General features: G+C 60.6%; 19 protein-coding genes, 1 tRNA gene, 1 pseudogene and 1 riboswitch. Of the genes and pseudogenes, 15 read left to right on the plus strand and 6 right to left on the minus strand.

Features of this window, described 5'->3' with window-relative positions:
• Positions 1 to 92: 92 nt before the first annotated feature.
• Positions 93 to 785, minus strand: a complete 693-nt coding sequence (gene ung, locus PMA3_RS22605; protein ID WP_064679267.1) for a uracil-DNA glycosylase — start codon at positions 783 to 785, stop codon at positions 93 to 95.
• 132 nt (positions 786 to 917) lie between these two features.
• Here ung and PMA3_RS22610 point away from each other — a divergent pair, with 132 nt between their 5' ends.
• Positions 918 to 2,021, plus strand: a complete 1,104-nt coding sequence (locus PMA3_RS22610) for an enoyl-CoA hydratase/isomerase family protein (protein WP_064679268.1) — start codon at positions 918 to 920, stop codon at positions 2,019 to 2,021.
• A gap of 124 nt (positions 2,022 to 2,145) precedes the next feature.
• On the opposite strand, the gene PMA3_RS31065 is transcribed toward PMA3_RS22610, so the two are convergent.
• Positions 2,146 to 2,619: a hypothetical protein gene (locus tag PMA3_RS31065; RefSeq protein WP_082930397.1), complete on the minus strand. Its 474-nt coding sequence runs from the start codon at positions 2,617 to 2,619 to the stop codon at positions 2,146 to 2,148.
• Positions 2,620 to 3,018: 399 nt separating this feature from the next.
• Positions 3,019 to 3,119: riboswitch (guanidine-I (ykkC/yxkD leader) on the plus strand.
• Between the two features lie 63 nt (positions 3,120 to 3,182).
• On the opposite strand from PMA3_RS31065, the gene PMA3_RS22615 reads away from it, so the two are divergent.
• The 13 genes from PMA3_RS22615 to PMA3_RS22675 all read left to right on the plus strand — a co-directional run bounded on the left by PMA3_RS22615 (position 3,183) and on the right by PMA3_RS22675 (position 18,560).
• The gene (locus PMA3_RS22615) at positions 3,183 to 4,250 is read left to right on the plus strand and encodes a putative urea ABC transporter substrate-binding protein (RefSeq protein WP_064679269.1); all 1,068 of its coding nucleotides are present in this window, start codon (positions 3,183 to 3,185) and stop codon (positions 4,248 to 4,250) included.
• A gap of 15 nt (positions 4,251 to 4,265) precedes the next feature.
• Positions 4,266 to 5,081, plus strand: coding sequence for an ABC transporter permease (locus PMA3_RS22620; protein ID WP_064679270.1), 816 nt, complete (start codon positions 4,266 to 4,268; stop codon positions 5,079 to 5,081).
• A gap of 19 nt (positions 5,082 to 5,100) precedes the next feature.
• The gene (locus PMA3_RS22625) at positions 5,101 to 5,889 is read left to right on the plus strand and encodes an ABC transporter ATP-binding protein (protein ID WP_064679271.1); all 789 of its coding nucleotides are present in this window, start codon (positions 5,101 to 5,103) and stop codon (positions 5,887 to 5,889) included.
• 10 nt (positions 5,890 to 5,899) lie between these two features.
• Positions 5,900 to 6,625 carry an urea amidolyase associated protein UAAP1 gene (locus tag PMA3_RS22630; RefSeq protein WP_064679272.1) on the plus strand — a complete coding sequence of 242 codons (726 nt, stop codon included), beginning with the start codon at positions 5,900 to 5,902 and terminating at the stop codon, positions 6,623 to 6,625.
• Positions 6,626 to 6,636: 11 nt separating this feature from the next.
• Entirely contained in the window at positions 6,637 to 7,302 is a 666-nt protein-coding gene (locus tag PMA3_RS22635) for an urea amidolyase associated protein UAAP2 (RefSeq protein ID WP_064679273.1), read from the plus strand.
• 306 nt (positions 7,303 to 7,608) lie between these two features.
• Positions 7,609 to 11,253, plus strand: a complete 3,645-nt coding sequence (gene uca / locus PMA3_RS22640; protein WP_064679274.1) for an urea carboxylase — start codon at positions 7,609 to 7,611, stop codon at positions 11,251 to 11,253.
• Positions 11,254 to 11,279: 26 nt separating this feature from the next.
• Positions 11,280 to 13,058 (plus strand): allophanate hydrolase, encoded by a 1,779-nt coding sequence (atzF, locus tag PMA3_RS22645; RefSeq protein ID WP_064679275.1) that lies wholly within the window; start codon positions 11,280 to 11,282, stop codon positions 13,056 to 13,058.
• Between the two features lie 191 nt (positions 13,059 to 13,249).
• Positions 13,250 to 14,737: a sensor domain-containing diguanylate cyclase gene (locus PMA3_RS22650; protein WP_064679276.1), complete on the plus strand. Its 1,488-nt coding sequence runs from the start codon at positions 13,250 to 13,252 to the stop codon at positions 14,735 to 14,737.
• Positions 14,738 to 14,743: 6 nt separating this feature from the next.
• A complete protein-coding gene (locus tag PMA3_RS22655) occupies positions 14,744 to 14,938 on the plus strand; it encodes a cysteine-rich CWC family protein (protein WP_064679277.1) in 195 nt (64 codons plus the stop codon).
• A 61-nt stretch (positions 14,939 to 14,999) separates the two neighbouring features.
• Positions 15,000 to 15,692, plus strand: coding sequence for a pseudouridine synthase (locus PMA3_RS22660; protein WP_064679278.1), 693 nt, complete (start codon positions 15,000 to 15,002; stop codon positions 15,690 to 15,692).
• A gap of 312 nt (positions 15,693 to 16,004) precedes the next feature.
• Positions 16,005 to 16,889 carry an alpha/beta fold hydrolase gene (locus tag PMA3_RS22665; RefSeq protein WP_064679279.1) on the plus strand — a complete coding sequence of 295 codons (885 nt, stop codon included), beginning with the start codon at positions 16,005 to 16,007 and terminating at the stop codon, positions 16,887 to 16,889.
• A gap of 181 nt (positions 16,890 to 17,070) precedes the next feature.
• Positions 17,071 to 17,144, plus strand: a tRNA-Gly gene (locus tag PMA3_RS22670).
• Between the two features lie 375 nt (positions 17,145 to 17,519).
• Positions 17,520 to 18,560 carry a DMT family transporter gene (locus tag PMA3_RS22675; RefSeq protein ID WP_064679280.1) on the plus strand — a complete coding sequence of 347 codons (1,041 nt, stop codon included), beginning with the start codon at positions 17,520 to 17,522 and terminating at the stop codon, positions 18,558 to 18,560.
• Positions 18,561 to 18,728: 168 nt separating this feature from the next.
• Here PMA3_RS22675 and PMA3_RS22680 read toward each other — a convergent pair whose 3' ends face one another.
• The 3 genes from PMA3_RS22680 to PMA3_RS22690 are packed head-to-tail and all read right to left on the minus strand — an operon-like array spanning position 18,729 to position 22,436.
• Positions 18,729 to 19,880, minus strand: a complete 1,152-nt coding sequence (locus PMA3_RS22680) for a lipase family protein (protein WP_202970119.1) — start codon at positions 19,878 to 19,880, stop codon at positions 18,729 to 18,731.
• Positions 19,867 to 21,096, minus strand: coding sequence for an LssY C-terminal domain-containing protein (locus PMA3_RS22685; RefSeq protein ID WP_064679281.1), 1,230 nt, complete (start codon positions 21,094 to 21,096; stop codon positions 19,867 to 19,869). Before PMA3_RS22685 ends, PMA3_RS22680 begins: the two co-directional genes overlap by 14 nt.
• 47 nt (positions 21,097 to 21,143) lie before the next feature.
• Positions 21,144 to 22,436, minus strand: a complete 1,293-nt coding sequence (locus PMA3_RS22690; protein WP_064679282.1) for an LssY C-terminal domain-containing protein — start codon at positions 22,434 to 22,436, stop codon at positions 21,144 to 21,146.
• 556 nt (positions 22,437 to 22,992) lie between these two features.
• Here PMA3_RS22690 and PMA3_RS22695 point away from each other — a divergent pair.
• A pseudogene (locus PMA3_RS22695) lies at positions 22,993 to 23,199 on the plus strand (helix-turn-helix domain-containing protein); the annotation flags it as partial.
• 347 nt (positions 23,200 to 23,546) lie between these two features.
• Here PMA3_RS22695 and PMA3_RS22705 read toward each other — a convergent pair.
• Entirely contained in the window at positions 23,547 to 24,293 is a 747-nt protein-coding gene (locus PMA3_RS22705) for a zeta toxin family protein (protein WP_064679284.1), read from the minus strand.
• Positions 24,294 to 24,590 lie beyond the last annotated feature (297 nt).

Here is a 24,590-nt window from a genome sequence, read left to right on the forward strand (position 1 = left end):
GACCCCATCGCGAGCAAGCTCGCTCCCACATTTGGAATGCATTCCCCTGTGGGAGCGAGCTTGCTCGCGATGGGGCCCTGCCAGTCAGCCCATCAAACCGGCGGCAACCGCCACTCGATCGGCGTCTCGCCATTCTGCTCCAGAAACTTGTTGGCCCGGCTGAAGTGCCCACAGCCGAGAAAACCGCGATAGGCGGACAACGGTGACGGATGTACCGAGGTCAGCACCAGGTGCTTGGTCGCATCGATCAGCTTCTGCTTGCTCTGGGCATGAGCGCCCCACAGCATAAACACCAGATGCGGCTGCTGCTGGCTGACCACTTCAATGATCCGGTCGGTGAAGTATTGCCAGCCCTTATCCTTGTGCGCATTGGCATTGGCGCGTTCCACCGTCATGGTGGTGTTGATCATCAGCACCCCCTGGTCGGCCCAGCTTTGCAGGCAACCGTGGCTCGGGATATCGATGTTCAAGTCGCGCTTCAACTCTTTATAGATGTTCACCAGCGACGGCGGTGCCGGCACGCCCGGTTGCACCGAGAAGCACAGGCCGTGGGCCTGGCCCGGGCCGTGATACGGGTCCTGGCCGAGGATGACCACCTTGACCTTGTCCAGCGGCGTCGAGTTGAGCGCGTTGAAAATCATCGGGCCCGGCGGATAGATCTCCTTGCCCGCCGCGCGCTCCTGTTGCAGGAAGTTGCGCAACTCTGCCATGTAAGGCTGGTCGAATTCCGCACGCAGTGCCTCCTTCCAGCTCGGTTCAAGTTTGATACGGTCGTCAGCAGTCATGGTTACATCCGGCAAAAACAATGGGGCGAACCCTAGGAAAGCCGACCATGCTTGTCAATTGATCTGACGCAGATCCGGCACTTTCCTGAACAGCGATCATACTGAACGCTCAAATTCCCGATCGAGGTCACGATGAATCTGCACTTCGAAGAACTCACCGGCACCGACGGCGCACGCATCGGCGTTGCCAGCCTGGATGCCGAAAATTCCCTCAACGCCCTGTCCCTGCCAATGATAAACGCCCTGCGCGATCAACTGGAGGCCTGGGCCAAGGAACCGCAAATCGTCTGTGTCGTGTTGCGTGGCAACGGCACCAAGGCTTTTTGTGCCGGTGGCGAGGTCCGCAGCCTGGTGGAAGCCTGTCGCGCTCAACCGGGTGAAGTGCCGCCCCTGGCCGCGCACTTCTTTGCCGCGGAATATTCCCTGGACTACATGCTGCACACTTACCCCAAACCGCTGATCTGCTGGGGGCATGGTTACGTGCTGGGCGGCGGCATGGGGCTGCTGCAAGGGGCGAGTATCCGCATAGTCACCCCGAGCAGCCGCCTGGCGATGCCTGAAATCAGCATCGGCCTGTACCCGGATGTCGGCGCCAGCTGGTTCCTGTCGCGGTTGCCCGGAAAACTGGGTTTGTTTCTCGGCCTGACCGGCGCCCAGATGAACGGTCGTGATGCGATCGATCTGGACCTGGCTGACCGTTTCCTGCTCGATGAACAGCAGGAAGAGCTGCTCCAAGGCTTGCTGCAGTTGAATTGGCAGGAACAGACGGCCATGCAACTCAACAGTCTGCTCAAGGCCTTGCAGCAGGAGGCGATCGCGCAGATGCCCGAAGCCCAATGGTTGCCCCGTCGACAGCAGATCGACGAGTTGCTGGATGTCAGTGACGTGTGCTGCGCCTGGAAAGCCATCAGCTTGCAGCGCGACAACACCGACCTGCTACTCAGTCGCGCAGCGAAAACCATGAGCGAAGGCTCGCCCGTGACCGCTCATCTGGTGTGGGAGCAGATCACCCGCGCCCGGCACATGTCCTTGGCTCAGGTCTTTCAGATGGAATACACCATGAGCCTCAACTGCTGTCGTCATCCGGAATTCAGCGAGGGGGTGCGGGCGCGGTTGATCGACAAGGATCAGAAACCGCACTGGCACTGGCCGGACATCAACAATGTGCCTGATGCGGTGGTGGATGCGCATTTTCACAAGGCTTGGGAAGGCCGGCATCCCTTGGCAGATCTGTAGGATCGCCAAACAACTGTGGGAGCGGGCTTGCTCGCTAAGAGGGTGTGTCAGATGACATTAATGCCGTCTGACACACCGCCTTCGCGAGCAAGCCCGCTCCCACAGTGATTGCGTTTAACGTCTATTAACGGTGGCCACCCCGGTCACCGTGTTCGCCGCGGCCGACGTGTTCGCCTCGCCCGCCTCGGTTGTCGCGCCCGCCACGGCTGCGATTGTCGTTGTCCCGACCGCCGCGGTTACGACCGTCCCAACCGCCCCGACTGTGTCCCTCCCAACTGCGACTCTGATGAGCCCGGTAGTCGGCTCGCGGCGCCGACTGGTAATAACGCGGTGCTGGCTGATACACCCGCGGCTGATGGTAATACCGCGGCGTTGGCTGATAGTGCCGTGCGGGCGGCGAATAATACCGGCGCGGCGCCGTGTAATAACCGCCGTTGGAATAGTAAGGCCCGCCCCCGGAGTAATACGGCGCAGGGGATGTGTAGACCTCGGACCGGTAGTAGCTGGCTCCTCCATCGGAATAGGGTACGCACGCACCAAGAGACAATCCCGATAAAGCAATCAGCAGAATCTGGCGGAGCTGTTTTCGACAGAGCATGGCGGCCTCCTGGACCGCGAGTGAGCCACACCAGCGACGCTGGCAGGCGACAGTCAATTATTCGGTGACTGTCGAGAGATCAGACATCGAATTCGAAATCTGGTGCGTTTGTGAAACACATTGAAACAAGTGGCCGATGAAAGGTTTTTCATTTCTGACCTGCAGATCAAGGGTGCCAGCGGTGATAGCCACTCCGATAATGCGGACCATGGCCGCCAAGGTACCAGCCAATCCGTTCCATTGCGGTGCACTCACGCACCATCACAAGGCAACCCTTTACCTTTTCCTGCAACGACTGCAGCTGTTTCCTGCGACCTAGAGCGCTTGCGCCAACTTGGCACGGCTCTCGCTTTAGCAAAGGCGTGCAGGAGTCATCACAGGTTCGCGGCACCACAATTTGCAATGGCTGACTAGGGTTCCGGCTCGCTAAGGCGAGTGGCTGGTCCGAGAGTTGGCGACCTCCAGTTGAGGTTACACGGCGGGACAAAAGCCCGGGAGACAAGCCACCGTTCGCGGTGCCGCGTTGACTCCTGCCCGCCCCTGATCAACTGGAGAACCATCCCATGTCCCGACTTCGATTACCCGCCCTGCTCGCCGCTGCCTTTGCAGCCCTCATGAGCGTCTCCTCCCAGGCCGCCCAGAAAGATCACTTCAGCGTCTGCTGGACCATCTACGCCGGCTGGATGCCCTGGGAATACGCCGGCAGCCAAGGCATCGTCGACAAATGGGCGAAAAAGTACGGCATCCAGATCGATGTGGTGCAGCTCAACGATTACGTCGAATCCATCAACCAATACACCGCTGGCCAGTTCGACGGTTGCACCATGACCAACATGGACGCACTGACCATTCCGGCGGCCGGTGGCGTCGATAGCACCGCACTGATCGTCAGCGACTTTTCCAATGGCAACGACGGCATCGTGCTCAAGGGCGCCGGCAAGAAAGTCGGCGACCTCAAGGGCATGGACGTCAATCTGGTGGAGTTGTCGGTGTCCCACTACCTGCTGGCCCGGGCCCTGGATTCGGTGGACCTCACCGAAAAAGACCTGAAAGTGGTCAACACCTCCGACGCCGACATCTCGGCCGCCTTCAACACCGATCAAGTCAACGCCGTTACCACCTGGAACCCGATGCTGTCGGACATCAAGGCCAAGCCCGGCGTGACCGAAGTCTTCAACTCCAGCCAGATCCCCGGCGAAATCATGGACATGATGGTGGTCAACAGCGCCACCCTCAAAGACAACCCGGCCCTGGGCAAGGCACTCACCGGCGCCTGGTTCGAAGTGGTCGAGTTGATGAACGCGAAAAACGCCGCCAGCAAAGCCGCCCTGGAACACATGGCCAAAGCCTCGGGCACTGATCTGGCGGGTTTCCAGGCGCAACTCGACACCACCCGATTGTTCGCCACGCCCAAAGAAGCCCTCGTGTTTGCCACCAGCCAGCAACTGCCGGAAACCATGCGCAAGGTCGCCGAGTTTTCCTTCCAGCATGGCTTGCTCGGTGAAGGCGCCAAGGACACCAGCGCCGTCGGCATGGCCTTCGCCAACGGCGTCACCAGCGGCGACAAGGGCAACCTCAAGCTGCGCTTCGACCCGACCTTCGTGCAGATGGCTGCCGACGCCAAGCTGTAAACAGGAGGACTGGCCATGCGCCTGATCAATCGCCACCCGGATCGCCCGAGTCGCCTGCTGTTGGTGATCCTGCCATTCGCCCTGGTGCTGTTCGCCTACTTCATGGGTTCCGCCGAGCGACTGGCGGACAATCCCAACGACAAGCTGCTGCCCAGCGCGGTGCAGATGAGCGACGAAGTGAAACGCCTGGCGTTCACCGCCGATACCCGCACCGGTGACTACCTGCTCTGGCAAGACACTGCTTCCAGCCTGCGCCGGCTGGCCATCGGTCTGGGCATCAGCGCGTTGGCCGGGCTGTGCCTGGGCATCGCCGCCGGGACCCTGCCGCTGTTCGGCGCGCCGTTGTCGCCGTTGTTGACGGTGCTGTCGATGGTGCCGCCGCTGGCGATCCTGCCGATTCTGTTCATCGTGTTCGGACTGGGGGAGTTGTCGAAAGTGATGCTGATCGTGATCGGCATCACCCCGTGCCTGGCGCGGGATCTGGAACAGCGCGCCCGGGAGATTCCGGTCGAGTTGCTGATCAAGGCCCAGACGCTCGGGGCTTCGACCTGGACCTTGATGCTGCGGGTGGTGCTGCCGCAATTGTTGCCGCGCCTGTTGATTTCGCTACGACTCATGCTCGGCTCGGCCTGGTTGTTCCTGATTGCCGCCGAAGCCATTGCCTCCACCGACGGCCTTGGTTACCGGATTTTCCTGGTGCGCCGGTACCTGGCGATGGACGTGATTTTGCCCTACGTGGTGTGGATCACCCTGCTCGCCTGGCTGATGGACTGGGGCCTCAAGCGCCTGACCCGACGGACCTTCCCCTGGTACGAAGGTGCCCCTAAATGAGTGATGAAGGAGCGCGGGCATGAGTTTTATCACGGTAAAAAACGTCTGGCAGCAATACGCCGATCAGGTGGTGCTCGAAGGGCTCAACCTGAACGTCAACGAGGGCGAGTTCTGCACGCTGGTCGGCGCTTCCGGTTGCGGCAAATCGACCTTCCTGCGCCTGCTGCTTGGCCAGGAACGCGCCAGTCGCGGCGAGATTCTGCTCGATGGCCAGGCGTTGGCCGGCGAGCCGGATGCCAGCCGTGGCGTGGTCTTCCAGCGCTATTCGGTGTTCCCGCACCTGAGCGTGCTGGACAACGTCGCCCTCGGCCTGGAACTGCCGCGTTCGCCATGGCTCGGACGGTTATTCGGCAGCGCCAAAAAAGACGCACGGGAACAGGCCTCGGTGCTGCTGCACAAGGTCGGCCTCGGCCATTCGCGGGACAAGTACCCGGCGCAGTTGTCGGGCGGCATGCAGCAACGGCTAGCCATCGCCCAGGCGCTGATCATGAAACCCCGGGTGCTGCTGCTCGACGAGCCGTTTGGCGCCCTCGATCCAGGTATCCGCAAGGACATGCACGGCCTGCTGCTGGAACTGTGGCGCGAGACGCAACTGACGGTGTTCATGGTCACCCACGACCTGTCCGAAGGCTTCAGCCTCGGCACGCGCCTGCTGGTGTTCGACAAGGTCCGCCTCGACCCGCACACCCCCGGCGCCTATGGCGCGCGCATCACCTACGACATCCCGCTGAACAGCGACCGCCACATCAATCGCGCGGCCGTCGACGCCCTGCCGGCTCAGCAGGCGGGCACGCTTCGCATCGCTTAGGAGTTCTGAAATGACTGATTCGACCCAACTGTTCCCGCCCTTCGCCGAAGAAATGCTCCCCGGCGGCGGTCATCGTTCTTTCGTATTGAAGCGCGGCCAATTGCTGCGCCTGACCGACCTGCGCGGTGGCGCCAACGTCAGCCTGACGCTGCTCAATGCCAACGAAAAAACCGAGCGCCTGAACCTGCCCGACAGCCTCAAATGCCAACACACCGCCAAGCTCACCACCGGCCATTGCCTGTACTCGGACATGGGCCGGGTGCTGGCTGCCATCACCGCCGACACCTGCGGCTGGAGCGACAGCCTCGGCGGCGTGCTGTGCGCTGAAGAGGTCGCACAAAAATACGGGCAGGGCCGCTATCAGGAACTGCGCAACGGTTTCTTCCGCAACGGCACCGACAACCTGCTGGTGGAACTGGGCAAGTGGGGGCTGGGCCTGTCCGATCTGTTGATGACGCTCAATTTGTTCAGCCGGGTGAACGTCGATGAGGGCGGACGTTTTCACTTCGTCGAAGGCAACTCCAGGGCCGGCGATTACATCGAGTTGTATGCGCCAATGGACACGCTGGTGGTGCTCACCGCCCTGCAACACCCGATGGACCCGTCGCCGCAATATGCCCCCCAACCCCTGAAGCTCAGCTGGATGAACGCCGACGCCAGCGTCGCCGAACACTGCCGCACCTCGCGCCCGGAAAACGAGCGCGGCTTCATCAACACCGACCGCCTGTTCGCCTGAGGATCGCTGCCATGTCACTCGCCATCGCTACCGCTGCCGCTTCTGATGACAATGCCGCAAACAGGCAGCCAGACACCGCGGTCTACCGCGCCACCATTCCCGCCGGCGAACCCTGGCTGACGGAGGTCAAGGCCGGCCAGACCTTGCGCATTCTCGACCTGGAAGGCAACCAGGCGATCGACACCCTGTTCTACAGCGTCGCCAACCCCAAGGAACGCTACGACGTGCAACGCACCTTGCGCCGGCAGAACAGCGTCTACCTGAGTACCGGCAGCGTGCTCTATTCCAACCTCGGGCAACCGATGCTGACCATTGTCGCCGACACCTGTGGCCGGCATGACACCCTCGGCGGCGCCTGCGCCCAGGAGAGCAACACCGTGCGTTACGCGCTGGAGAAACGCTACATGCACAGTTGTCGCGACAACTACCTGCGTGCCTGCGTCCACGACGGGCGATTGGGTAAGGGTGACATCGGACCGAACATCAACTTCTTCATGAACGTGCCGGTCACGGCCGAGGGTGGGTTGACCTTTGAAGACGGGATCTCGGCACCGGGCAAATACGTTGACCTGCGGGCGGAGATGGACGTGATCGTACTGATTTCCAATTGTCCGCAACTGAATAACCCATGCAACGCCTACAACCCTACGCCGGCGGAGGTGTTGGTATGGAACTGAAAATGGCGCGATTGCGGCGGTGGTTGTTTGCCCTGTGTCAGGCCCGTTCCGGCCAGTGCCTCAAACAGTAAGAACACCACAGCCCTAATGTGGGAGCGGGCTTGCTCGCGAAGGGGCCAGCACATTCAACATTGATGTCGACTGACACTCCGCTTTCGCGAGCAAGCCCGCTCCCATAGGGGTCAGCAGTGGTTTCAAGTTCAGTGATTCTGCCGCCGGGGACGACCCCGGCGCCCATCGAAAAACTGCGGGACGGCCCGCAACCCAGGTCGAGGCTGATGCGTTATCGCCTCCGGGGATTTTGCCATGTTCGAAAAAGTCCTGATTGCCAACCGTGGCGCCATCGCCTGCCGCATCCTGCGCACCCTGCGCCAATTGCAGGTCCAGGGTGTCGCCGTGTATTCCGAAGCAGATGCCGCCAGCCTGCACATCCTGCAGGCCGACGAAGCCCACAGCCTGGGTGACGGCGCCGCGGCCGGCACCTATCTGATGGTCGACAAGCTGCTCGCCATCGCCAGATCCACCGGCGCGACGGCGATTCATCCCGGCTACGGTTTTCTCTCGGAAAACGCCGCGTTCGCCGAAGCCTGCGAAGCGGCCGGTATCGCCTTCATCGGCCCGACGCCGCAACAGCTGCGCGTGTTTGGCCTGAAGCACACCGCCCGTGCCCTGGCCAGACAACACGGGGTGCCGCTGCTCGAAGGCACCGAACTGCTCGACAGCCTCGACGCCGCCCTGATTGCCGGGGAACAGGTCGGCTACCCGGTGATGCTCAAAAGCACCGCCGGTGGTGGCGGTATTGGCATGCGCGTATGCCGCAGCGCGGCGGAACTGATTGAATCCTTTGAAGCGGTCAAACGCCTCGGCCAGAACAATTTCAGCGACGCCGGGGTGTTCATCGAGAAGTACATCCAGCGTGCCCGGCACCTGGAAGTCCAGGTGTTCGGCGACGGCCACGGTGAAGTGATTGCCCTGGGTGTACGTGACTGCTCGGTACAACGCCGTAACCAGAAGGTCCTCGAAGAAACCCCGGCGCCGAACCTGCCCGACGGCATGGCCGAAGCACTTTGCGCGGCGGCGATCAAACTGGCGCAGGCGGTGAACTACCGCAGCGCCGGGACTGTGGAATTCGTCTTCGACAGTGAAGATCAACGCTTCTACTTTCTGGAAGTGAACACCCGCTTGCAGGTGGAGCACGGCGTCACCGAGCAAGTGTGGGACGTGGACCTGGTGCGCTGGATGGTGCAACTGGCGGCCGGTGAGCTGCCACCGTTGAACGAGTTGAGCCGAGAGTTGAAAGCTTGCGGTCATGCGATTCAGGCGCGGCTGTATGCCGAAGATCCGGGCCGGGATTTTCAACCGAGTCCCGGCCTGCTCACGGCCGTGGATTTCCCTGTCGCCGATGGCAAACATTTAAGGATCGACACCTGGGTCGAGGCCGGTTGCGAGATCCCGCCCTACTTCGATCCGATGATCGCCAAGGTCATCAGTTGGGCCCCGAGCCGCGAACAGGCCCGCGCCGATCTGCACCAGGCCTTGGGCGACAGCCTGCTCTACGGGGTGGAGACCAACCGCGATTACCTGCGCCAGATTCTGCTCGACGCCCCCTTCGCCAGCGGCCAGGCGTGGACCCGTTGCCTGGAAGGCCTGGTCTATCGGGCCAACACCTTCGAAGTGCTCAGCGCCGGCACCCAGACCAGCGTTCAGGACTATCCCGGCCGCCTCGGCTACTGGGCGGTGGGCGTGCCGCCGTCGGGGCCGATGGACAGCCGCGCGTTGCGCCTGGGCAACCTGTTGCTGGACAACGACGAAGGGGCGGCAGCGCTGGAAATCACCATGAGCGGCCCGTTGCTGCGCTTCAATTGCGAGGCGGTGGTAGCGGTGACCGGGGCGGTGATTCCACTGACGTTGGACGGTGAAACCGTCGCCATGAATACGGCGTTGCGGATTCCGGCAGGCGCCACGTTAAGCCTCGGCACCATTACCGGGGCTGGTGCCCGCAGCTATCTGTGCCTGCGCGGCGGTCTGCAAGTGCCGGCGTATCTGGGCAGCAAAAGCACCTTCACCCTGGGTCAATTCGGTGGGCATGCCGGTCGGGCGTTGCGCGCTGGGGATGTGCTGCATGTTCCGGCCTTGAATGACGTTGGCGCCGGGCAACAACTGACTGACGAGCAGGTCACCGAGTTGCCCGCCGTGCGGCAAATCCGGGTGATCTACGGCCCCCATGGCGCTCCGGAATACTTCACCGAAAACTACATCGCCACCTTCTTCGCCACCCAGTGGGAAGTGCATTTCAACTCCAGCCGTACCGGCGTGCGATTGATCGGGCCGAAGCCGGAATGGGTCCGCGCCGACGGTGGTGAGGCGGGTTTGCATCCGTCGAATATTCATGACAATCCCTACGCTATCGGCGCGGTGGATTTTACTGGAGACATGCCGGTGATCCTCGGCCCCGACGGCCCGAGCCTGGGTGGGTTCGTCTGCCCCGTGACAGTGATCGAGGCGGATCTTTGGCAGCTGGGGCAGCTCAAGGCTGGCGATAAAGTGCAGTTCCTCCCCGTCGACCTGAAGACCGCCCGCAAACTCGCCTTGAAATGGAATCACTGTGGGAGCGAGCTTGCTCGCGATGACGGCGGCACATCCAGCATTGATGTGACTGACACAAAGCTATCGCGAGCAAGCTCGCTCCCACAGGGGATTGTGTCGCCTGTGGTGTTGGATTTGGGTCAGGGGGATACGCGGCTGGTCGCAAGACTGTCCGGCGACACTCATCTGCTGCTGGAAATCGGCGCCCCGGAACTGGATCTGGTCCTGCGCTTCCGCGCCCACGCCCTCATGCAGGCCCTGGAAAGCAAAAACCTCCACGGCGTCATCGACCTCACCCCAGGCATCCGCTCACTGCAAGTCCACTACCAACCCGAACAACTGCCACTGGCCGATCTGCTCGGCATCGTCGCCGGCGAATGGGACGCGGTGTGCGCCGCCAGGGACCTGCAAGTGCCCTCGCGCATCGTTCACCTGCCACTGTCCTGGGACGACCCGGCGTGTCAGTTGGCGATCGAGAAATACATGACCACCGTGCGCAAGGACGCGCCCTGGTGCCCGAGCAATCTGGAGTTCATCCGCCGCATCAACGACCTGCCGAACCTCGACGAAGTGCAGCGCACGGTGTTCGACGCCAGCTACCTGGTGATGGGCCTGGGGGACGTCTACCTCGGCGCACCGGTCGCCACCCCGCTCGACCCACGGCATCGCCTGGTCACCACCAAGTACAACCCGGCCCGCACCTGGACTGCGGAAAACTCCGTGGGCATCGGTGGCGCCTACATGTGCGTGTACGGCATGGAGGGCCCGGGTGGGTATCAGTTCGTCGGTCGTACCTTGCAGATGTGGAATCGCTACCGAGAGGTCGCGGCGTTCGACGGCAAACCGTGGCTTCTGCGCTTCTTCGACCAGATCCGGTTTTATCCGGTGAGCGCCGATGAGCTGCTGCGCATTCGCCGGGATTTCCCCCTGGGGCGTTTCGATTTGAACATCGAGCACAGTCAGCTGAATCTGGCGGATTACCAGGCCTTCCTGAACAAAGAAGCCGAGACCATTGCCGCGTTTCGCGATCAGCAACAAGGCGCGTTCAACGCCGAGCGCGAGCGCTGGATCGCCAGCGGCCAGGCACATTTCGACAGCGAAGAACCGACCCCGGAGGTCACCGCAGACGCACCACTGGCCGATGGTCAACAGAGCGTCGACAGCCACATCGCCGGCAACCTCTGGCAGGTGCAGGTAGAGGCCGGCAGCCGGGTCGCCGCCGGTGATGTGCTGGTGATTCTGGAGTCGATGAAAATGGAAATCCCCCTGCTCGCGCCCATGGCCGGCGTGGTCCGGGAAATTCGCGTACAGCCGGGGTCGCCCGTGCGTGCCGGCCAGCGCGTCGTGGTGCTGGAACTCGAGTGAACCCATTTCAACAAGGATTAAACGCCATGAACATCAATCTGCAACTCGACGCCCTGCGCAGCGCCTACCGCGACGGCAGCATCACACCCCGGCAACTGCTGTTGAGCCTGCGCGATAAAGCCGCAGCGTTGAACCCGGACTATCACCTGTTCATCCACTTGCTCAGCGTCGAGGAACTGGAACCCTACCTCGCCGCCCTCGACGGTCGCGACCCGGACAGCCTGCCGCTGTACGGCGTGCCGTTCGCGATCAAGGACAACATCGACCTGGCGGGCATTGCGACCACGGCGGCGTGCCCGACGTTTGCCTACGTGCCGCAGTCTTCGGCGACCATCGTCGAGCAGTTGCTCGCCCTGGGCGCGATTCCGCTGGGCAAGACCAACCTCGATCAGTTCGCCACTGGCCTCAACGGCAGTCGCTCACCCTATGGTGCGTGTCCGAACAGCGTGTTGCCGGATTATCCCTCGGGTGGTTCCAGTGCCGGTTCTTCGCTGGCGGTGGCGTTGGGTGTCGCGAGCTTTTCGCTGGGCACGGACACGGCAGGTTCCGGGCGAGTGCCGGCGGCCTTGAATAATCTGGTCGGGTTGAAAGCGACCAAAGGGTTGATCTCCACGGCGGGCGTGGTGCCGGCCTGCCGCACGCTCGATTGCGTCACGACCTTCACCGCCACCGCCCGGGAAGCCAGCCAACTGCTGGCGCTCACTGCGCAACTCGATCCTCGGGATGAATACAGTCGAAGCAATCCGCTGTGGAATGACGGCTCGGCGTTCGGTACACCGCGTCCGTTCCGTTTCGGTGTGCCGCGCACCCAAGACCTGGAGTTCTTCGGTTGCCCTGAAGGTCCGTCGTTATTCGCCGGTGCCGTCGATCAGCTCACCGCGTTGGGTGGTGAGGCGGTGACGCTGGATTTGTCGCCGTTTTTGGAAGCGGCGCGACTGCTCTATGAAGGGCCTTGGGTGGCCGAGCGCTACAGCGTCGCCGGCGAGTTGATGGAGCAAAATCCCGACGCCGTGTTGCCGGTGATTCGTGCGGTGCTGGCCAAGGCGCCGGCGGTGAGCGGCGTGAAAACCTTCCGTGCCCAGTATCGCCTGCAAGCCTTGAAGGCCCTGTGCGACCAGGCGCTGGACGGACTCGATTGCGTGCTCACCCCAACCATCGGCCGCCCGGTGACCCTGGCGGAACTGGCGGCCGAACCGGTACTGCGCAACTCGGAACTGGGCTACTACACCAACTTCATGAACCTGCTCGATTACGCCGCCGTCGCCGTGCCCGCCGGCTTCATGAGCAACGGCCTGCCGTGGGGCGTGACGCTGTTTGGCCGGGCGTTCACCGATCAGTATTTGTTGGGGGTGGCGGATGCGTTGCAACGTCGGCAAGGTTTGGCGGCCTCTGCACCCACCACCGTCGCGCGCAATGATCGTGCGCGGCTGGTGGTGTGCGGTGCGCATCTGGACGGGTTGGCGTTGAACTGGCAACTGAAGCGGCGCGGGGCGCGGTTGATCGAGACGACGTTCAGCTCACCTGACTACCAGCTGTATGCATTGGCCGGCGGCCCACCGCTGCGCCCAGGGATGGTTAGGGTGAAGGAAGGTGGTGTCGCAATCGCCGTGGAAGTCTGGGAACTGCCGAGCAGTGAACTGGGTTCGTTCCTGACCGGCATTCCGGCACCGCTGGGGTTGGGCAAGGTGCAGCTGGCGGATGGGCGCTGGGAGAGCGGGTTTATCTGCGAGGCGTATGGGTTGGAGGGGGCGGTGGATATCAGTCATTTGGGCGGGTGGCGGGCGTATCTGAAAGATCGGCGTTGATCTTACGATTCGCTGGCAAGCCAGCTCCTACAGAGGACCGCGCTCCCCCTGTAGGAGCGTGGCTTGCCCGCGATGGCGCCCGCCCAGACGCCACCGCCCCTGATCCATACCGATTCACCCCACAAATCCCGCAGTTATTTCCGCAAAGTGCCACTAGAATGCTTGCATCGGATTACTGCAACGGAATCGCCATGCCGCTTCGCTCGCCGCTGTATTCGCAACGTTCGTTGGTGCTCACGCTGATCGCGCTGCTGGGCGCGGGGTTTCTGGCCACGTCCCTGCTCAGCTACTACGCCTCGCGGGCGTCGATCCGCGACAATATCGTCAATACCGAATTGCCGCTGACCTCGGACACGGTCTACTCGGAAATCCAGAAAGACCTGGTCAGACCGATCCTGATTTCCTCGATGATGTCCCGCGACACCTTCATGCGCGACTGGGTGGTCAACGGCGAAAACGACCCCGGGCAGATGACCCGCTACCTCGACGAGGTCATGACCCACTACGGCGCCTACACCGCGTTTTTCGTCTCCAACGGCACGCTCACCTACTACCACGCCAAAGGCGTGCTCAAGCAGGTCAAGGTCGATGAGCCCCGCGACGCCTGGTACTTCCGCGTACGCGACATGGCCGATCCCTATGAAATCAATGTCGACCCGGACCTGGCCAACAAGGACAACCTGACCTTCTTCATCAACTACAAGGTCTACGACTACAACAACCGCTTCATCGGCGCGGCGGGTGTCGGCCTGACGGTTGACGCGGTGATCAAGCTGATCGACAAATACCAGCAGCGCTACCAGCGCAGCGTGTATTTCGTCGACACCTTCGGGCGCCTGGTGCTCACCGGCGCCGAGGGTGGCCCGCAAGGCGCCCAGGTCGGACAGACCCTCGGCGAACTCGACAGCATGAAAAGCCTGGTCAGCCAACTGCCCAAACCCCACAGCGGCAGCTACGAGTATTCTGGCCAGGGCCAGGGCCACTTCCTCAACGTGCGATTCATTCCGGAGCTGAACTGGTACCTGTTCGTCGACAAGCGCGAAGATGGCGCCCTCAGCGAGATCCGCCAGTCGCTGTACCTCAACCTGCTGATCTGCCTGATCGTCACCCTGACCGTGCTGGCCCTGCTCAACCGGGTGATCAAGCGCTATCAGGGCAAAATCCAGACTCAGGCAACCCTCGACAGCCTGACTGAATTGCCCAACCGGCGCGGTTTCGACCTGCTGGCCGCGCAAGCCATGCACGAAGCCCAGCGCGAGCCAAGGCCGCTGACCGCGCTGCTGCTGGACCTGGACCACTTCAAGGCGCTGAACGACACCCACGGTCACCTCGCCGGCGATCAGGTGCTGATTGGCTTCGCACGGGACCTCGAGAGCTGCCTGCGGCACTCCGACATCGTCTGCCGCTGGGGCGGTGAAGAATTCATCGTGCTGCTCAAGGACACCGACGGTGACAACGGCAAGATGATCGCAGAGAAAATTCGCCGACATGTCGAAAAGCAGCGTTATGCCTACCATGGCAAGCAACTGCAAGTGACGGTCAGCATCGGCCTGACCACCCTGCAAGCGGATGACACCTTGCACACACTACTGTCCCGGGCCGACCAAGCGATGTATCGTGCCAAGCATTCCGGGCGCAACCGCACCTGCGTGGAAATGCCTCACTCCAGTTATGCATAGTCCTACATGAACAAGCCAGAATTCTGCCCGGCCTGCGGCGCCTCCAACGACTGCACCCTGGCCGACCCTCGAACCGCCGATCGGGCCTGCTGGTGCTACGGCGTCAGCATCGACCCGGCGGTGCTCGAAGCGCTGCCGCCGGAACTGCGCGACACATCCTGCCTGTGCCCGCGCTGCGCCCAGGTCGAGGCGCAGTTGTAAAAGCAACCGCGCGACCAATCACGTAAGATGCGCACCCCATTTCCCCCACCGACCTCCTGTCATGCGCGTTGACCGTTTCCTCAGCAACCTGCCCCGCTTCAACCGTCAGCAGGTGCGCCTGTTGCTGGTGGAAAAGCGCGTCAGGATCGACGGCAACATCGTCAGCGCCCCCCACGCCGAGGTCTCGGTGTTCAGTCGCGTCGAGGTCGACGAGGACGTACTGCAAGTCGGCAAGCCCGCCCGCTACTTCATGCTGCACAAGCCGGCCGGCTGCGTCAGCGCCACCCGCGACCCGGAACACCCGACCGTACTCGACCTGATCCATGAACCGGACAAGCACGAGCTGCACATCGCCGGGCGCCTGGATTACAACACCACCGGCCTGATGCTGATCACCAATGACGGCAGTTGGTCACGACGCCTGACCCAACCGCAGACCAAACTGCCCAAGGTCTATTACGTCGAGACTGAACAGGACATCGGTCCCGACTACGCGATCACCTTCACCGAAGGCCTGTACTTCGCATTCGAAGACCTCGTCACCCAACCCGCCGAACTGGTGGTGCTCGGGCCGAAATCCGCGCGCCTGAGCATCGTTGAAGGCCGGTATCACCAGGTGAAGCGGATGTTCGGCCACTTCGACAACAAGGTGCTGCGCCTGCACCGCGAAAGCATGGGGCCGCTGGCGCTCGACAATGCCCTAAAACCGGGCGAGTACCGCGCGTTGTGCACCGAAGAGATTCTTTTGTTCTAAGCAGACGACCGCTCAGCAGAAGTTGTCGAACAATTTACGAATGATACTTGCGCGCAGACGTGACCCCTGCTTGAATCAGGACGTCGGCCGAAATGTGACCGGCGAGTCACAACATACTTCTAAGAAACTTTTTGCCGGTAGAGAACCCTCAGGTTCCGCTGTCCCCCGGCAAACTGCCCGCCAATAACAATACCCGTCGACCGGACTGTACAGGATCGACATGGGCTCCAGAATTCCAGGCGTATGCCTACCTGTCATAAAGCTCGTGCAATCTCAGTTGCGCGCATACCCGCTTGCTTGGAGTCTGATGACATGAGGCCAGAAATCGCTGTGCTGGATATACAGGGTCAGTATCGGGTTTACACGGAGTTCTATCGCGCAGACGCCGCAGAGAAGACCATTATCCTGGTCAACGGCTCACTGGCCACGACTGCGTCGTTTGCACAAACCGTGAAAAACCTTCACCCGCAGTTCAATGTGGTCTGCTACGACCAGCCCTACGCGGGCAAGTCAAAAGCCCACAACCTGCATGAGCAATCGCTGACCAAGGAAATCGAAGGGCAGATCCTCCTGGAGCTGATCGATCACTTCGCCGCCGAACACGTGCTGTCGTTTTCCTGGGGTGGCGCCGCGACCCTGGTCGCCCTGGCCCACCAGCCACGGCGCATCGAAAAAGCCGTGATCAGCTCGTTCTCGCCGGAGATCAACTCGCACATGCTCGACTACCTCGAGCGCGGGATCGACTACCTCGGCAGCCGGGATGGCGACCGGGTCGGCAACCTGGTGAACAGCACCATCGGCAAACACCTGCCGACCCTGTTCAAGCGCTTCAACTATCGGCACGTCAGTTCCCTGGCCGAACATGAATACGGGCAGATGCACTTCCACATCAGCGACCTGCTGCACAGCGATCGCCAGTGCTTTTTCAAAGCGGCTGAAAAGATCAACGTACCTGTGCTGTTCATGAACGGCGAATGGGACGAATACACCGCCACCGATGGCGCCCGGTTATTCGCCAACCACGTGCAAGACGCCACCTTCAGCACCCTGCAGGCCACCGGTCACTTTCTCGACATGGAACACAAAGCCGCCTGCCGAGACAGCCGCAACGCACTGCTGGGCTTCCTGAAACCGGCGCCACAGTCGAGCCGACCGCGGTACCACTACGTCCAGGACCAACATGCACTGTCCATCTGAAACAGCGTCATCGCGAGCACGCCCCGCCCTACAACGTTAAACGCATCCTGTAGGCGCGAGGCTTGCCCGCGAACGACCGTCCCGCGGTCCCTGTTTTTGCTTTATCCGCTGCTAAATGCAACGCGCACAAAGAAAAACTTCAAATTCATGCGCACATCTGGTACAAAGTCAGCCGCTCTGAGCGGGTGTCGTATAATGGCATTACTCCAGCTTCCCAAGCTGATAACGAGGGTTCGATTCCCTTCACCCGCTCCACTATTTTCAAGGCCTGCAGCGTTGTTCACCCTTTACCACCTTCCTCTGGGGGACGTAGTGGGGGACGTCTGATGCGAGCCGACGCAACAAGCTACAAAGCCTGATCCCAGCCCCCATCCAGGTGCCAATCCTGAATCCTTGGGGGTCCGAAAAAGTAATATCAGCAATATCCCCAGCCAAAAAACGCTACAGCCCTCGCAGATCAAGGCTTCCATCGGCGTTGTGGAAAAGCGATAGTTGAGCGAAAGGAAGGCGAGAGTATTACCTTTCTAGAAAGCTATATTTCTATTCCTTAAGACCCAATGAATTCGGGGCTTTGGGAGAAATACTACTTTCCATATCGCTTAATATTACTTCGCCATGACGGAGTCATCGATGAACCCCAGCATTTTGTATGCGCTGGCCGCCGCTGCGTTATTTGGTGCCAGCACGCCGCTTGCCAAGCAGCTTGGCGTCAACGTCTCCCCTGTATTGCTTGCAGGCCTTCTGTATCTAGGTAGTGGTCTGGGTCTGACAGTTGTCCGCTTTGTGCGTGACCATGGATGGAAAAAGGTAGGCATCGCTTCGTCTGAATGGCCTTGGCTTATCGGCGCCATCGCGTTCGGGGGCGTCCTTGGGCCCGTTGCGTTGATGTTTGGATTGACTAGAACGTCCGGCGCAACCGCTTCTCTGATGCTGAACCTGGAAGCAGTGCTTACTGCGTTATTGGCTTGGGTCGTGTTCAAGGAGAACGCTGACCGTCGCATCGTGGGGGGTATGGTTGCGATCATTGCCGGAGGTGTGGTCTTGGCATGGCCTCAACAAACCACCCAAACTCATGACTTGCTGGGGCCGTTGGCGGTCTCGCTGGCCTGTTTGTGCTGGGGCATCGATAACAACCTGACACGCAAGGTGTCCGCGTCAGACGCGGTCTTTGTGGCCGGTTTCAAAGGCTTGGTCGCCGGGCTGGTCAACTGTTCGCTGGCACTGCTTCTGGGCGCCAGGTGGCCTGATTTCTCGGTACTTGCCCCAACGCTGGTGCTTGGTTTTGTGGGCTACGGCATCAGCTTGGTGCTCTTTGTCCTGGCTCTGCGAGGCCTCGGTTCAGCGCGTACAGGGGCGTATTTTTCAACCGCACCGTTCTTGGGGGCGGCCATCGCAATCCTGGCCCTGGGCGAGCCTGTGTCATTGTCGTTCTGGGCCGCCGCCGTATTGATGGGCATAGGGGTCTGGCTGCACCTTACCGAAAGCCACGCGCATGAGCACCAGCACTTACCGATGACCCATGAACATCGCCACGTTCACGATGAGCACCACCAGCACGAACACTCGTTTGAGTGGAACGGGACAGAAGCACACAGCCATGTTCATGACCATGCGCAGATCCAACACAGCCATCCACACTTTCCGGATATCCACCACAGGCATACACATTAGGTGCTCGGCTGAAAATCTTAATTGATTTCAAGCGAAGCCTTTGGGCGGCACTGTGCAACCGCGGTTCATTTTCTTCGCAAAACTTTGCACTAAGCACCCTGCCCTGCCTGCGCTCTTGCCGAAGCGAAGATCCTGACGCTTCCATCTACCAATACGTGCGGGAGCAAATCAGCGCGAAGACGCCGCCAGATCCTCTTCGACGAAGCGCAGCATCGCCTCCGCCAGCGCCTCGCGCGGGTAGGCATTCTGTGTCACCAATAGTGAACCGAGGGTCGAATGCGATCGGGCGATCGGCACTGCCAGTGCCCAATGATCGGCGTTGATATAGCCCATCAGGCGGCTGCCAGGCACAACCTGATCGTAGAAGATCACTTGGCTGTCGTTGCGGGCATCGATGCGCGCCAGCTTGTTGTAACTCGATTTCAGCACGGCCGAGATGTGATCCGGCTGCGGGAAGGTCACGAGCGAATAGTAGTTCAGTTCGGACGGCAGCTGGTTCTGCGCCAGCCAGTTCTTGCGCGTTGCGGGTCGAAGGCTGTGGATCGCGCCACCGTCACCCGAATCGCAGGTCGCACCGGGAAAGTGCCGCAACAGGTCCGCCTGGTACTGCTCGGCATCGTTGGCCAGCGCCGAGCCGCCGACCGAGCCGGCTGCGCTGATCACTGCCGCCACGCGGCCGCGGACTTCCGGGTAAGCGACCATCGCTTCGAGGATGTCGGGCGCTCCCTTCGAATAGCCGATGAGGACGAGGCGCGGCGGTCCGGCGTCGGCGGGCATCGCCATGATCGCGTCGCGTATTTGCCGAGCGTTCTTTGCGGAACTCGATAAGGCATCGACCTTGATCTGCACCAGGTCATATCCGAACTGGCGCAGATGAACCGCTACGCTGCCCGGCGCTTGCAGCCATTGCTCGAAGCATTCGTAGCCGACGCCGGCCACCACAGCGCCAACCAGACGGCGTTTCGATTGACCGAGATCGACGGGTTTGCCGGTGCCACCCGGTTCGCTACCGACGCGCGTCAATGCCTCCTCGCAAGGGCGACTATCGGGCAGGACGCTTCCTCGGGTGTCGAGGATCGAGCAGAAAATCTCGCGAAAGCGCCCCCGCTGGTCCTTCACGCCGGCCTGCGACGCAGGGACCAGCACCAGCGGCGGTGTGTCCGTCGAGTAGGCAATCAGCGGCGCGGGGGTGCAGGCGGTGAGCGCATGGCAGCCAGCGATCATCAGCCATGCCATGCCAGCGCTGCACAACAATGGGTGGGTACCGCACAAACGGCCGGCCGAGCCATCCGGCCTGCCGAACAGGTCACTTGCGGGCATCGTCGACCTCCTTTTGTGCAGGCGAGTCGCGCCGGTCCAGATACGGTTCCCAATCGAGCATCTGCACCTGCGACAGGCTGAGCGGCCGCGTCGCAAAGAACATGACCGCACGCAGACCGTCGCTGAAGTAATGGGCGCCGCTGAACGTCGTTCGCGAGTGTGCCTGGGACGCGGGACCGACGCCGGTGACGAACCCGAGCTTGTCCAGACCGGCCGAATACATCATGTCCTGGATCAGGAGATTTCTCGCCTCATCGACATCTTCGTGCAAGACGAGGTTTTGCGAATCGCGCGGTGCAAAGCGTCCGCCGGTCGGTCTTGCGACCTGCGCGAGATAGACGGAGTGACCTTCGAAGCGCATTGGCGTGTTCCACACGCGCACCCAAGTCGCCGGCGCTCCGGCTTGCGATCGCTTGCGAACCACGGCATCGGGCATGCGGCCGAACACACGTTCGGCCGCATCCGCGGGGTTCGCGGCACGCCGGTAGCCGCGACGCACAAATGCGGCGGCGATATCGGCGAACTCGCCGACGAGAATGGCATTGATCGGATCGCCGGACGCCTTGCCGTTCGCGTCAGTGGCGCAGCAGGGAAGGCGCTCCAACGCGGAACGCAACGCGGCCAGATCGTCATAGTCCTTGATCTCGGAACCCTGATGCTGGAACAAGCCTTCGGCAAACCATTTTTCCCCGGCATCGTCCGGCACCCGCAAGAAGAGGGAGAACGGGATCAGCGTCTTTCTCTGCAGCAGATCGATATTCAGCAGCCGCGTAACGCGCTCCGGGTTGATGAACAGCACGCCCGCTTTCGTTTCGCCAGGCAGGACGGGATTCTTGAACCCCAATTGGTCCAAGTGTGCATTGATGCGCGCGTTCGCTGCCGGGGCGAATATCCCGTGCATGGTCCAGGCGACTTCGAGTGGCGAGAAATAGTCGGGATCGGTGCCCGGTCGCAGCAACAAGAGCGGATCGGCAGTCTGGTTCTGGACTTCGACCCACACGGGCTGCACGCGTGTCTTGTCCAACTCCACACCCAGCATGCGCTGCCTGTCTTCGGCACTGAGCACGGCGGCGCTGACGCGCACCTGGTGCCTGGTGGCCGTCTGCGCACGTTCACGCAACTCGGTAGTACTGAAATCGGCAGGTGCCTGCCAGGTCGTACAAGCAACGACGAGCGCAAGAATCGCTGCACAACCCAGGGTGCACAAGCCGCGCATTGCACACCGCAGAGTCCCCCTGGCGGGTGGCGCCGACGGCAAGCGGCTCATGGCTTGACCCGCCCCGGTGATTGTCCGTCATTCTCATAGATGCCCTTCGATAGAAAGAACTCTATTTGCGCCAGGGAGGTGTGCGTGGGATCGAATACCAGGACACAGCGCAGCCCATCCGTGTAGTAAGGATCAGTCGTCAGGTTCTCGCGCGGCGCGCTCTTGGGCGCGGCCCCCACACCCTTCACGAATCCGAACTTGGCCAGCGTCACCGAATACGCCATATCCTGTGTCAGCGCACTGCGCGCTTCGTCGACATCAGGGTCGATCTTGTGCGTCGTCAGCGTCGCGGTATGCACGGTCAACCGGCTGCCGATATCACGGCTGATCTGTCCGATCCACACCTTCTTGCCGTGATATTGCATCGGACTCAGCCACAGCCTCAGATGATTACGCTGGTGGACGTTGTCACGCGCCTTTTGCAAGGCAAGGTCCTGGGCTCGCCCGAACAGATAGAGATCGCTCACCGGCGCATAGGGATAGCGCTCGCCGGCAAGCGCCGAATGAACCATTTTCATGATCGCCCCCGACCACTTTTCCTCGGTTCCACGCCAGCCGCGACGCGCGAATGCGGGGAAAGCATCATCGAGGCCGCCGACGATCACCAGGTTCAGCGGATCGCCGTTCCTGGAACCCTCCTCGTTGGTGACGCAGCACGGCAGCGCCTCCAGCGCCGCCTGGAAACTGGCGTCATCGGTGTAGTTCACAATGTCTTCGGGCGGATAGATGCCCTGCCTGAACACTTCGCTGATGTGGTAATCGGTGCGCAGGCCCGGCACGATGGCCAGGACAGAGAAATGCCTCGACCGCCCGTCGGCCACCAGATCGAGGTTAACGAACTTGAACCCCTCGTCGAGATTGGTCAAAACGAAGCCCGAAGTTGTCGCGCCAGGTGCGACAGGGTTGCGGAAGGCCAGCCGACGAAAGTGCCGGTCGAGCGCCGTCCGCTCGTCCTGCGTGCCCCCCGGGAAAAATGCTTCGGCCGCCTCGGATGCAGGGAAGAAATTTGGATCGAGGCCCGGCGAAAGCAGATAGTAGGCGCGGTCTTCCCGATTTTTGACCTCGACCCAGACGGGCTGTATCGATTTATTCGCCAGAGGCACGCCGTAGACCGCTTCGCTTTCCGCGGCCGACAGTACGGCGGTCGACACCCCCAGGCCGCCATCGCTGCGCGTCACGGCGCGGCTTTTGTAGTCAAGGCTCGTCGTTGATTGAGGCTGGGAGGCGCAGCCGACGAGCGCGGCTGCGATGGCCATTGCTGCGAGCGCGTGTCTCACCATGCGATGCATCGCGTAACCTCATCAACTGAGCTTCGCTGCCCTGCCTGGGTAATCCGTGGCTACTGCGCACATCAGTTTCCATGTCTCAGCCTTTCATTATGAACCGCCCCGGGAATTGCGCAGGTTTTTTGTATCTGTAGCAGGGACGCTGTCATCTACACTGAAGTCTGTTAGCGTTTTTTTCACAAATCACGGATTTAGTATCAAATTTCATCCAGCATTAGCGTTTTCACAGCTACGAAAATTATCGTTTTCGTATAAAACTGCTGTTTTGTTAGCGTTTTTCTTGCCTCAGTAAAGGATTTCGTCAATGCAAGTCGGTTTCAGGCACCTTGCGAACCGTTACGACATCGCACTGGTTAAGAAAAGGCTATCCGCAGCTTGAAGATGGGGGCATGGCGAAACGCGTCGTGGAGGCCGTGCGTTCCGTTCGAGAATCGGGAGATGGGGGCCGACGAAGAGTGATTTTCGGCGGATCCGGGTAAGGCGTTCAACGGCAGCTCGGCTTCATACGATTCGTCGGCACCCGCGCCCAGTACGATTAGATCAATGTAGAGACCGTGTGATGAACATTAAGCCTATTCGCAGCCAAGAAGACCTGACCGCTGCTATTGCTCGAGTTGAGCAGCTGTGGGAGGCAGACATCGGTTCGCCTGAAGGCGATGAGCTGGAAATTCTGACGCTGCTCATCGAAAAATATGAAGACGAGCATTACCCGATGCCGCCCTCCGATCCGGTTGAGGCCATTAAATTTAGAATGGATCAGCAAGGCCCATTTTCAGGTCCTTTTCAGAACGGTTTAGACGGGAGACATTAGATAAAAACCGCTCCATTGTTACCGGATTTTGGAGCGGGATTGGGTTGGTCTAGCCACAGAATTATCTGGCAGAGCTCAGTCGAATCCTGAACGGATGTGCATTTTAGCCGGGAGGGGAAGCCTGGATCAGGTTGTCGGAGCTGCGGCCCGTGCGGCTTTGATAGCCTCTGCTTTCTGTATGACATCACGTTGAGAGGCATTAGCCTTGCTAATTACGCCCATCAAGATCTCTCGCCTGGTCTCGGCAGGCGTGTTGGAGAAAAACTCAGTCAAAGCGCTGATTTTCTCGACCTTAGCTGTACTCATTGATTTCCTGCCTCTGTTAACAGCTCAACGAGCTGAACCTGATCATAGGTCCGGGGGATCAGAGCGTCAATCATATCGCCACTTGCGTCTAGCTCTACCCATTGGCTGCCGCCATCAAGGTTTTTGATCAGCAAATCAATATGGATTTGGTTATCGTACAATCGCTTGAGCTCAATGACATTCTTTCTCGCTGCGATGAACTGTCTGGCGAACTCCTCCAACGGAATATTCCTGCCCTCGGTGAGCTCCCTAGCCTGAACAAATTGCCAGGCGAGTTCTGGCCGCTGGTAAACGTACATAATCTGAGCGTTCCTGCGGCTTCCCAAGACCCGATCAATATTGCGCTTCGCAACATCAAAATTGGCCATTGTTCCGTCCAGAATAAACGACAGGCGTTTTTCAAACGCCCGATCCAGAACCTTTTCCAGAATCTTGGTAACCGCGCGCTGGAACAAGTACGAGTTACCTCCTACATAGCCGGGGATCAAACTTCTAAAATCATCAGGATCAATACGAAGCACGCGCTTCGCTTGAAGGCTCATGCTCCTCTCATCCAAATCCTCAGCAATGGCTTTAGATACTTCCGTCTTGCCAGCTCCGGGCGAGCCTGCCATGAACACCGTAAATGGTTTCTCCTCACTGAAGTACACTGCGATATCTGCGATCTGCCGGGCTAAAGACGCCCGATTCGCTCTGGCGAACTCAAAGGCGATTCGCTCGATTGTCTTCTCTTCTGGCGTCATACCTGACTCAGCCCATGCTTTGCTGGGCTCAAGATTACAACATAACTGTGGCCATACTGGATTTGGAACGGCGCCAATTCTCAAAAAAGGCAACGTCCTACACTACTCTGGGAATTTTCCGTAGACTTGCGCATTGCCGTGCCTTTGTCACGAGGCCTATAGTCCGATCCGCGTCCACATGACGTATCGGGTTTGGCGACTCGATGACAACGATTCAGAAAGCTCCGAGTTTATTCGGAGCTTTCTGACTGCACTTTGCTGCGCTTTTTTGGTGGCTGTGCGTGGGAGACCTTCGGG

The organism is Pseudomonas silesiensis (assembly GCF_001661075.1).
GTDB lineage: Bacteria > Pseudomonadota > Gammaproteobacteria > Pseudomonadales > Pseudomonadaceae > Aquipseudomonas > Aquipseudomonas silesiensis.

Coding starts and splice junctions, on each gene's coding strand:
- ung (WP_064679267.1), bottom strand. CDS start 785: ATGACTGCTGACGACCGTATCAAACTTGAACCGAGCTGGAAGGAGGCA.
- PMA3_RS22610 (WP_064679268.1), top strand. CDS start 918: ATGAATCTGCACTTCGAAGAACTCACCGGCACCGACGGCGCACGCATC.
- PMA3_RS31065 (WP_082930397.1), bottom strand. CDS start 2,619: ATGCTCTGTCGAAAACAGCTCCGCCAGATTCTGCTGATTGCTTTATCG.
- PMA3_RS22615 (WP_064679269.1), top strand. CDS start 3,183: ATGTCCCGACTTCGATTACCCGCCCTGCTCGCCGCTGCCTTTGCAGCC.
- PMA3_RS22620 (WP_064679270.1), top strand. CDS start 4,266: ATGCGCCTGATCAATCGCCACCCGGATCGCCCGAGTCGCCTGCTGTTG.
- PMA3_RS22625 (WP_064679271.1), top strand. CDS start 5,101: ATGAGTTTTATCACGGTAAAAAACGTCTGGCAGCAATACGCCGATCAG.
- PMA3_RS22630 (WP_064679272.1), top strand. CDS start 5,900: ATGACTGATTCGACCCAACTGTTCCCGCCCTTCGCCGAAGAAATGCTC.
- PMA3_RS22635 (WP_064679273.1), top strand. CDS start 6,637: ATGTCACTCGCCATCGCTACCGCTGCCGCTTCTGATGACAATGCCGCA.
- uca (WP_064679274.1), top strand. CDS start 7,609: ATGTTCGAAAAAGTCCTGATTGCCAACCGTGGCGCCATCGCCTGCCGC.
- atzF (WP_064679275.1), top strand. CDS start 11,280: ATGAACATCAATCTGCAACTCGACGCCCTGCGCAGCGCCTACCGCGAC.
- PMA3_RS22650 (WP_064679276.1), top strand. CDS start 13,250: ATGCCGCTTCGCTCGCCGCTGTATTCGCAACGTTCGTTGGTGCTCACG.
- PMA3_RS22655 (WP_064679277.1), top strand. CDS start 14,744: ATGAACAAGCCAGAATTCTGCCCGGCCTGCGGCGCCTCCAACGACTGC.
- PMA3_RS22660 (WP_064679278.1), top strand. CDS start 15,000: ATGCGCGTTGACCGTTTCCTCAGCAACCTGCCCCGCTTCAACCGTCAG.
- PMA3_RS22665 (WP_064679279.1), top strand. CDS start 16,005: ATGAGGCCAGAAATCGCTGTGCTGGATATACAGGGTCAGTATCGGGTT.
- PMA3_RS22675 (WP_064679280.1), top strand. CDS start 17,520: ATGAACCCCAGCATTTTGTATGCGCTGGCCGCCGCTGCGTTATTTGGT.
- PMA3_RS22680 (WP_202970119.1), bottom strand. CDS start 19,880: ATGCCCGCAAGTGACCTGTTCGGCAGGCCGGATGGCTCGGCCGGCCGT.
- PMA3_RS22685 (WP_064679281.1), bottom strand. CDS start 21,096: ATGCGCGGCTTGTGCACCCTGGGTTGTGCAGCGATTCTTGCGCTCGTC.
- PMA3_RS22690 (WP_064679282.1), bottom strand. CDS start 22,436: ATGCATCGCATGGTGAGACACGCGCTCGCAGCAATGGCCATCGCAGCC.
- PMA3_RS22705 (WP_064679284.1), bottom strand. CDS start 24,293: ATGACGCCAGAAGAGAAGACAATCGAGCGAATCGCCTTTGAGTTCGCC.